The sequence below is a fragment of the Intestinimonas sp. genome (assembly GCF_026169115.1).
In the GTDB taxonomy this organism is placed as follows: domain Bacteria; phylum Bacillota; class Clostridia; order Oscillospirales; family Oscillospiraceae; genus Intestinimonas.
On sequence record NZ_JAPFEA010000053.1, the window covers coordinates 1 to 9476 of the forward strand.

The 9476-nt window shown below is 63.1% G+C and carries 7 protein-coding genes; all 7 read left to right on the forward strand.

What is annotated here, in order from left to right; genetic code table 11:
* Positions 1–203 precede the first annotated feature (203 nt).
* The 7 genes from minD (at position 204) to Q0Y09_RS05060 (ending at position 8779) form a co-directional block, all read left to right on the forward strand.
* On the forward strand, positions 204–944 hold the full coding sequence (gene minD, locus Q0Y09_RS05030; protein WP_297718527.1) for a septum site-determining protein MinD: 741 nt from the start codon (positions 204–206) through the stop codon (positions 942–944).
* 39 nt (positions 945–983) lie between these two features.
* Positions 984–1400 (forward strand): methylglyoxal synthase, encoded by a 417-nt coding sequence (locus tag Q0Y09_RS05035; RefSeq protein ID WP_297718529.1) that lies wholly within the window; start codon positions 984–986, stop codon positions 1398–1400.
* Positions 1401–1469: 69 nt separating this feature from the next.
* On the forward strand, positions 1470–2336 hold the full coding sequence (locus tag Q0Y09_RS05040) for a hypothetical protein (RefSeq protein WP_297718531.1): 867 nt from the start codon (positions 1470–1472) through the stop codon (positions 2334–2336).
* A gap of 228 nt (positions 2337–2564) precedes the next feature.
* The gene (locus tag Q0Y09_RS05045; RefSeq protein ID WP_297718533.1) at positions 2565–3305 is read left to right on the forward strand and encodes a hypothetical protein; all 741 of its coding nucleotides are present in this window, start codon (positions 2565–2567) and stop codon (positions 3303–3305) included.
* 578 nt (positions 3306–3883) lie between these two features.
* A complete protein-coding gene (gene hisS, locus Q0Y09_RS05050) occupies positions 3884–5317 on the forward strand; it encodes a histidine--tRNA ligase (protein WP_297718536.1) in 1434 nt (477 codons plus the stop codon).
* A 323-nt stretch (positions 5318–5640) separates the two neighbouring features.
* Positions 5641–7431, forward strand: a complete 1791-nt coding sequence (aspS, locus tag Q0Y09_RS05055) for an aspartate--tRNA ligase (RefSeq protein ID WP_297718539.1) — start codon at positions 5641–5643, stop codon at positions 7429–7431.
* A 223-nt stretch (positions 7432–7654) separates the two neighbouring features.
* Positions 7655–8779 (forward strand): hypothetical protein, encoded by a 1125-nt coding sequence (locus Q0Y09_RS05060; protein ID WP_297718543.1) that lies wholly within the window; start codon positions 7655–7657, stop codon positions 8777–8779.
* Positions 8780–9476: the final 697 nt, after the last annotated feature.

The window sequence follows — 9476 nt, forward strand, 5'->3', positions numbered from 1 at the left end:
AAATATTTGTTGCTCATGGTCTTTTCACCTCCGTTTTTCGATAAAAAAATAAGAGTAACAACGCTTTACGCTTTGTTACTCTTATTAGTAGCATTTTCATATTTCCCCGTTTACGCAAATTAGATTTGAACTCCGGGGATGCAGATGATATAATAGAGTGTAAGGGTCTCTTCTGCTGACCCAATGCCGTTAGGAGGTCTGCTATGGGAACCGTCATCGTGGTCACGTCCGGGAAGGGCGGCACCGGGAAGACCTCCCTCACCGGCGGCACGGCCTCCTGCCTGGCCGCCCTAGGACAAAAGGTGCTCTGTATCGACCTGGATGTGGGGCTCCGCAATCTGGACATCTCCCTGGGCATGACAGACCGGGCGCTGATGGACTTTACAGACGTGCTGGAGGGCCGCTGCACCCTGGAGCGGGCCGCCGTGGAGCACCCCGTCATCCGGGGGCTCTATCTGCTCACGGCCCCGGTGCGTCCCAGCCCCGCCGCCATGGACGAGGAGAAAATGCGCGCCATGCTGGAGACGGCACGGGCACAATTCGACTACATCCTCATCGACTCCCCCGCCGGGCTGGGCAGCGGCTTCCGCCTGTCCGTGTGCGGCGCGGACCGGGCGGTGGTGGTCTCCACCAACGACTCCTCCGCCCTGCGGGACGCCCAGCGCACCGTGGTGGAGCTGGACCGGCAGGTGGACACCATCCACCTGGTGATGAACCGCATCCAGCCCAAGCTGCTCCGCCGCCTGCGCACCACCATCGACGACGCCATGGACGCCGCCGGTCTCCCCCTGCTGGGGGTGGTGCCCGAGGACAGCCAGGTCATCCTGGCCGCCAACACCGGGGAGCCGCTGATCCTGTTCAGCCGCAAGGGGGCCGCCCTGGCCTATCTGAACATCGCCAAACGTCTGATGGGGCAGCGGGTCCCCCTCATGAAGATCCGCTGAAATCATTGCATGTGAAGAAAAGAAAGGACTGAGTAAGGGATGAACATTGCACTCATGAGCCACGACAGGAGAAAGGAATTGATGGTGCAGTTCTGCATCGCTTACTGTGGCATCCTCTCCAAGCACACCGTCTGCGCCACCAACACCACCGGCAAGATGGTGGCCGAGGCCACCGGCCTGCCGGTGAACCTCTTCCTCTCCCACGAGCACGGCGGCAGCCAGCAGATCGGCGCCCGCATCGCCTACAACGAGATCGACATGGTGCTCTTCTTCTGCGACCCCCAGACCCACGACCTGGACACCGACGTGGACTATATCACCCGCCTGTGCGACCAGTACAACATCCCCTATGCCACCAACGTGGGCACCGCTGAAATGCTCATCCACGGCCTGGAGCGGGGAGACCTGGACTGGCGCGACATCGTCAGCCCCAAGACCGCCCCCTTCACCGTCTGAATCTACCCTGTACCCGTGCGCCCGTCTTTGCAAAAAGGCGGGCGTTTTTCCACATCAGGAGGTGTTTTTGTGGAGAAAAAGACCGGACATATCCTCTCCGCCGTGGTGGTGGCCGCCGCCATCGGGGGACTGTTCTGGCAGAATGTCGGCCTCCGGACCCAGGTAGAGCAGCTCTCCACCCAGGTGCAGCATATCCATGACTACCTCCCCGACCTCAGGCAGGAGATGGCCAATCAGGCAGGCGACATCCGCTGGGAAATAGCCGCCCAGCAGAGCCTTTTTTCCTCTGTGGAGACCGGGCTGGGGTACATCAGCGGAGACCTGAGCCTGTCCGTAAGTCTGGTACCCAAGGAGCTGAGCGTTGGGGAGACGGCCCAGCTATCCCTGAGCACGGGCGAGACGGCCGTCCTCACCGACGACGGCTCCGGGCGGCTCACCGGCGTGCTCACCTGTCCCCTGCGGGAGTCCCTGGAGCCGGTGGTCATCCTCACCGACGGGGAGACCACCCGGCGGGAAGTTCTCCCCACCCTGTGGACAAATGAGCTCTTTACCCTGAAGGGGGACAGCCGGTGGGAGGGCGGCACGCCGTCCGACGTGCTTAGCCTGACCTTTAACGCCCCGGAAAGCAGCGCCCTGGAGCCGGAGACCGTCACCGTAGAGGTCCGCTCCGCCATCCTGGAGGTTGTGGAGGGCTCTCTGATGGGCACTGTGGAGGCCGTCCGGCAGGCCGACGGCAGCTGGCGGGCCGACCTGAGCCGATACCTGAATACAGAAGAAGAATATGACTACGACTTCTGGGTCTCCGTCACCACCGGGGAGGGTGTCCCCCTGCGCAGCGACCAGCCGGTGGCTGACTGTCAGCAGAACGGCGACGGGTCCAGCAGCAGCTGGGGCGAGGGTGACTTCGCTCTCTACGCCGACTTCGGCGAGACGTGAGGACGCCCCTCTTCTCTATCTCCGGTCCCTTTCGGGGCCATAGATTTTTACATAATTTAGATGATATTACAATTATTTGTATCAAAAGAAAATGGATTGAAAAAATGCTTGCGCTTTTTCCCATAGGTTACTAAAATAGACCAATGGCGGATGGCAATAGTCCATCTGTTACTTTTTGGCACATCCCAAGTGAAAATACATTTTTTTACAAAAAGGAGTGACACCTGTATGGTGCGTGCCCGCGTAGACCAAAAGACCTTCATGGCCTTTATGATCCCCTTTCTCCTCACCATCGCCACCGCCGGGCTGCTGCTGCTAGCCGTCTACAGTTCCCCCGACCCCGACAACAGCATCCTGGTGGACATCCTGCTGAACCTCTGGATGATCAGCCTCTATGCCTGGCTGCCCATTTTTATCGTGCTGGGCATTGCCTTTGTGTACATGGGCTGGTACCCCCCCACCTTTTTCAAAAAAAAGGACCCCTTCCTCTGCCGCAGCGACTGGGAGAAGTGGGCCGCGGCGGCGGGGTATCTGCCCCTGCTGGAGCTCCACGCCAGCCTGCCCGACACGGTGGAGGACACCGGCCTGGTGGGCGGCGGACGTCCCGCGCCTCATCGCCGGAAGCGTTACCGGGCTTTCCTGTCCACGAACTTCCATATCACCGACCGGGAGAGCGGCCTGGCCGCGCTGGAGCGTCTGGCGGCCTCCCGTCAGGCCAGGGACCTGTGCTGGGGCGTCCTCATCGCCGGGATGCTCTTTGTGTGCCGCTGGCTCAAGCGGGATGAGCTCAACGACTGGTACGGCAGATTCATGACGCCCATCCAGGATCAGTTCCACTCCTGGACGGAGCTCAACCTGCGTTTCCAGGAGGAGGAGTCCGCCGCCGGCATGGATGACGAGAGCGTGCAGGTCCTCCGGAAGGCGGTGGAGCGGGAGCGGAACGGGCTCTACCAGGTCCGTTTCCTTTAAAATCCCCTTTCTGGCCGTAAAAACCGGGGAAAATGGTTGACTTTTTCCCCACTGTGGGATACTATTGTTACGCTCACCGCCACGACGGGTCATGAGTACCCCCCAGCACCGCCGGACAGAGAGGGACGCCTTTGGCTGCAAGCGTTCCACGGCAAGGAGAGGGCGAAGACAGTCCCACCAGCGGGCCCGGAGACGGGCGCGGTCCCCTTCCCGCAACAGAAGGCACGAGGACGGCCCTTTCCACAGGCCGTTGAAAATGGGTGGCACCACGAAGGCAGGCGCTTTCGTCCCATTAAGGGACGAGAGCGCCTTTTTGCATCGGAACAGGCGGTGTCCCGCCATTCAAACGACAAAGGAAGTGTAATCATGGACCGTATCAAACCCCGCACCCTCTCCGGCTTTATGGAACTGCTGCCCCCAACGGCCTGACGGCCGCCGGGGACCCCTCTATTTGACTCAAACAGGCCGAAGTGAATCCGGCCTGTTTCAAGGTTTTTGCTCCGCAAAAACGCTTGGCGCCGCTGATGCGGCGGGCGGGGCAGCAGCCTGTAAACTTTTACAACAAAGGAAGTGTAATCATGGACCGTATCAAACCCCGCACCCTCTCCGGCTTTATGGAGCTGCTGCCCCGGGAGCAGGTGCTTTTCGACCGCATGGTGGCCATCCTGCGGGAGAGCTACGCCCTCTACGGCTTCACCCCCCTGGACACCCCCGCCATCGAGGCCAGCGAGGTCCTTCTGGCCAAGGGCGGCGGCGAGACCGAAAAGCAGATCTACCGCTTCACCAAGGGGGACAGCGACCTCTCCCTCCGCTTTGACCTCACCGTGCCCCTGGCCAAGTACGTGGCCCTCCACCACAACGAGCTGAGCTTCCCCTTCCGCCGCTTCCAGATCGGCAAGGTCTACCGGGGGGAGCGGGCCCAGCGGGGCCGGTTCCGGGAGTTCTACCAGGCCGACATCGACGTCATCGGCGACGGCAAGCTGGACATCGCCAACGAGGCCGAGGTCCCCGCCATCATCTACAAGACCTTCACCGCCCTGGGCCTCCGCCGCTTCAAGATCCGTGTCAACAACCGGAAGGTTTTGAACGGCCTCTTTGCCGCCCTGGGCCTCTCCGAGCACGCCGGCGACGTCATGCGCACCATCGACAAGCTGGAGAAGATCGGCCCCGAGAAGGTGAAGGCCATCCTGGTGGACGACTTCGCCGTCCCCGCCGCCACCGCCGATGAGCTCCTCGCCCTCCTCTCCACCGACGACCCCATGGCCGCCCTGGAGGGCTTCAAGGGGAAGAACGAGCTGCTGGACCTGGGCATCGACGAGCTCTCCACCGTGGTCAAATACATGGCCGCCTTCGGCGTCCCCGCCGACCACTTCATGGTGGACCTCACCATCGCCCGGGGCCTGGACTACTACACCGGCACCGTCTACGAGACCGTCATGCTGGACCACCCGGAGATCGGTTCCATCTGCTCCGGCGGCAGATATGATAACCTTGCGGAATATTACACCGAAAAACAACTCCCCGGAGTGGGTATTTCCATCGGTCTCACCCGGTTGTTCTTCGTTTTGCAGGACCAGGGCTACCTCAACCCGGCGGTCCTCACCGCCCCCGCCGACCTGCTGGTGCTGCCCATGACGGGCGACCTCACCGCCGCCATCTCCTTCGCCACCGCCTGCCGTGCCGCCGGCATCCGCACCCAGCTCTACACCGAGCAGAAGAAGTTCAAGGCCAAGATGAACTACGCCGACAAGACCGGCATCCCCTTCGCCGCCTTCCTGGGCGAGGACGAGATCCATGCCGGCACCGTCACCGTGAAGGACCTGCTGCTGCCCGACCCCTCCACCCCCGAAGAGGAGTCGGAGCAGAAGGCCGCCGGCCTCTTCAAGCAGGTGACCCTCCCCACCGCGGAGGCCGTGACCTATGTGAAGACCCGCCTGGACGCCCGGCCCCAGAGCCAGCCCATCCTGGACGGGCCCGCCCTGGCGGAGAAGTACCACCTGGAGCAGCCCTGAGGGAAAAGGTCTGCGGGCGGATGACAGCATGGTATTCCCTTTACGCGGGGCGCGACGACCCCGGCGCGCCAAACCACACGGCAATCATCCCCCGGCCCACCCTCATCCGGCATGGCCCAGGGCCATGCCACCTTCCCCCTGGAAGGGGGAAGGTCTGCGGGCGGATGACAGCATGGTATTCCCCTTACGCGGGGCGCGTCTGGGAAGCCGCGCCCAACACAAAGGCAGTCCCGAATCCCATGGCAAACCACCCCATACCCCCCATTTTCTAAATCCCATTCGGATAAACCAATATCAATATTACAAATTGGAGTTGATTTTTCATGATGCAGTCCCGCACCCACACCTGTGGTGAGCTCCGCATGGAGCATGTGGGCCAGACCGTCACCCTGGCCGGTTTTTTGGAGAACGTCCGTGAGGTGAGCCAGAACCTGGCCTTCGCCGTCCTCCGTGACTTCTACGGCACCACCCAGGTGGTCATTGAGAACGAGGCCATGATGGCCGCTGTCAAGCCCCTCAACAAGGAGTCCACCATCCAGGTCACCGGCGTGGTCCGGGAGCGTGACTCCAAGAACCCCAAGCTGCCCACCGGCGATATCGAGGTGGTGCCCAGCGAGATCAAGGTCCTGGGCCGCTGCCGCCACAACGAGCTCCCCTTCCCCATCAACCGCAGCCGGGAGGCCGACGAGTCCGCCCGCCTGAAATACCGCTACCTGGACCTCCGCAACCCGGCGGTGAAGGACAACATCGTCCTGCGGTGCAACGTGGTCTCCGCCCTGCGGCAGGCCATGACCGCCCACAACTTCCTGGAGATCACCACCCCCATCCTCACCGCCTCCTCCCCGGAGGGCGCCCGGGACTATCTGGTGCCGAGCAGAAAACACCCCGGCAAGTTCTACGCCCTGCCCCAGGCCCCCCAGCAGTTCAAGCAGCTGCTCATGGCCTCCGGCTTTGACCGCTACTTCCAGATCGCCCCCTGCTTCCGGGACGAGGACGCCCGGGGCGACCGCTCCCCCGGCGAGTTCTACCAGCTGGACATGGAGATGGCCTTCGCCGATCAGGAGGACGTCTTTGCCGTGCTGGAGGACGTGCTTCCCCCCATCTTTGCCAAGTACGGCGCCTACAACATCGCCTCCACCGCCCCCTTTGCCCGCATCCCCTACCTGGAGTCCATGGAGAAGTATGGCACCGACAAGCCCGACCTGCGCATCGACCTCACCGTCACCGACGCCACCGAGGTCCTGGGCTCCTGCGGCTTCGGCCCCTTTGAGGGCAGCACCGTGAAGGCCGTCCCCGTCACCGGCTTCACCGCCACCCGGAAGCAGATCGACAAGCTGTGCGCCGACGTGGAGGTCCAGTCCGGGGAGAAGGTCTACTGGTTCCGCTACGATGAGAACGGCGAGATCGTGGGCGGCATCGCCAAGTTCGTCCAGCCCATCAAGGACCAGGTGGTCTCCGCCCTGGGCCTGGAAAAGGGCTCCTTTGTGGGCCTCACCGCAAGCAGCAAGAAGCTGACCGCCCAGAAGACCGCCGGCGTCCTAATCAAGATGCTCCCCGCCCTGGCCCCCCAGCACATGGACAAGGAGCGCTACGAGTTCTGCTGGATCGTGGACTTCCCCATGTACGAGATCTGCGATGAGTCCGGCGAGCTGGAATTCTGCCACAACCCCTTCTCCATGCCCAACGGCGGCCTGGAGATCCTGAAAAAGGCCGCCGCCGGAGCGGTGGACCCCCTCTCCATCACCGCCTTCCAGTACGACCTGGTGTGCAACGGCGTGGAGCTCTCCTCCGGCGCGGTGCGGAACCACGACCCCGAGATCATGATCGAAGCCTTCCAGCTGGTCCGGCTGGGCGAGGAGGACGTAAAGGCCAAGTTCCCCGCCATGTATAACGCCTTCACCTACGGCGCGCCCCCCCACGCCGGCATCGCCCCCGGCGTGGACCGCATGGTCATGCTGCTGGCCGGCGAGGACTCCATCCGGGAGATCATCCCCTTCCCCATGAACAAGAACGCCCAGGACCTGATGATGGGCGCGCCTTCCTTCGTGGAGCCCAAGCAGCTGGAGGAGCTGAACATCATCTGCACGAAAAAGGAAGATGAGTCTGAAATCTGACTTCTTTTTCCCGGGCTCCACGGGGGCCCCATCGAAGATGGGGCGGCGTGATGCGCCGCACAAGTGTTTTGGCCATTGGCCAAAACCTTGGCGCAGGCGGAATTCACTTCCGCCGAGCATGTCAGATCATCATATAGGGGCCACCACAAGATCTCGGATCTTGTGGGGAGGCCCAAACAGTTGGAAGAGCTGAATATTGTGTGCACCAAGAAAGAGGAGGACAGTGAGGAATAAGATCCTTTTCAGACTGGGGGCCGGGCTGGTCCTGGTGAGCATGCTCGCCGGCTGCGGCGGCTCGGGACAGGCCCCTACCCCCACCCCCTCCGCTCCGACGGAGGTCACCCCGGAGATCCAGGCCGAGCTGGACGCCCAGCTGGGCCTACTCACCGAACACATCACCACAAAGGAGCGGCAGGCCGCCCTGGAGCTGTGGCTCCGGCTCCGCCCCCTGCGCCAGGCCCGGCTGGAGGCCGGGCAGTGGGCCTCCCGCCCCCGGGAGGATACCCTTCAGGCGGAGCTCTCCGCCCTCTATGACCAGTACACCATTCAATATCTGGGGGGCGACGAGGAGGGCTTCGGCTACACCAACCCGGAGGAGATCCCCCTCATCTCCTACACCATGGGGGCGGACGGCGCCCTCATCGCCGACCCGACCACGGCGGGCCAGCTCCTGGGCTGGACCGAGGAGGAGCTGATGGTCCTGTGGCGGGACATGACCGACCTGCTGCCCGAGGGGGCCTTTGCCGACTTCGGGCGGCTCACCTTCTTCACCGACGGCCCCGAGGAGACCGTGGCCTGGGTCCAGGCCATGGACGAGCCCGGCGACGTCTGGGAGATCGCCGTGGACCCCGCCGACGCCGGGGACCGGGGCTACTTCGTGGAGACCATCCTCCACGAGTACTGCCACTACCTCACCCTCAACAGCGCTCAGGTGACCTACACCAACAGCCAGACCGTGGACACCTACAATGAGTGGGGCATGGTGAGCCGTTCCGGGTCCTACATCGACAACTTCTATCAGACCTACTGGACGGACTACATTGACGACTGTCTGGCCTGCGAGGATACCTACAACTTCTTCCTGCGCCATTACGACGACTTCGTCACCGCCTATGCCTCCACCGACCCCTCCGAGGACATCTGCGAGTCCTTCACCTACTTTGTCCTCCGCCCCCGGGACCCCCTGGCCGACCAGGCGGTGTGGAGTCGGAAGCTGGATTTCTTCTACGCCTACCCCGAGCTGGTGGAATTCCGCGCCCAGGTCCGGGCCGGGCTGGGCCTGGCCGAGGACGAGTGGTACGAGGACCGCTCCCCCGCCGACACCGACCACACCCTGAACGCGGCATAGAGACGACCTGCGGAAAATGCCATTACACGCATGTAGGGGCGCACCTGTGGTCGCCCGTCCCCGTAAACCTTCCCCCTCTCAGGGGGAAGGTGACATTTGCGGAGCAAATGACGGATGAGGGTGGGCATCGGGCGTGCTCTGCGCCCTGCCCCCCCCTCAGTCGGCTTCGCTGACAGCTCCCCCGTTAAGGGGGAGACAACGGATCCTTCGCCTGCGGCTCAGAATGACGGGGAATATATGGGCGTGTCTGGGAAGCCGCGCCCATGCACCACGTCATTCTGTGGGACACGACGACCCCGGCACGCCAAACCACGCCGTAGGGGCGCACCTGTGTGTGCGCCCGTTCCTCCCCCGCGTCATGCTGAGCGGGAGCGAAGCATCCGTTTTCCCCGTCCTTTTTCCGCCGTCAGGGGCCGGGGGACGGATTCTTCGGCCTGCGGCCTCAGAATGACGTCTTGGCCGGGGCGGTGCGCGTCATGGGGAAACAAAAAGCGAAGGCGGTCCCTTCACGCTGGAAAACCAGCGCGGCACCACATCGGCCGGGCGGCTGATCGCCGCCCCTACAAAACCGCCATAACATTAGCGTAGGGGCCGATGTCCCCATCGGCCCGGGCACAGCCCCGGCCCCCCCCTCCACCGTCATTTGCTGCGCAAAGTCCGCCTGCCTCCCCAGGGGCAGGCAGTCCCCCCCTAGATG

What these genes read in the sequence shown, in the direction of transcription:
- hisS (WP_297718536.1), top strand. Translation starts at nt 3,884, where the DNA reads ATGGACCGTATCAAACCCCGCACCCTCTCCGGCTTTATGGAGCTGCTG.
- minD (WP_297718527.1), top strand. Translation starts at nt 204, where the DNA reads ATGGGAACCGTCATCGTGGTCACGTCCGGGAAGGGCGGCACCGGGAAG.
- aspS (WP_297718539.1), top strand. Translation starts at nt 5,641, where the DNA reads ATGATGCAGTCCCGCACCCACACCTGTGGTGAGCTCCGCATGGAGCAT.
- Q0Y09_RS05035 (WP_297718529.1), top strand. Translation starts at nt 984, where the DNA reads ATGAACATTGCACTCATGAGCCACGACAGGAGAAAGGAATTGATGGTG.
- Q0Y09_RS05045 (WP_297718533.1), top strand. Translation starts at nt 2,565, where the DNA reads ATGGTGCGTGCCCGCGTAGACCAAAAGACCTTCATGGCCTTTATGATC.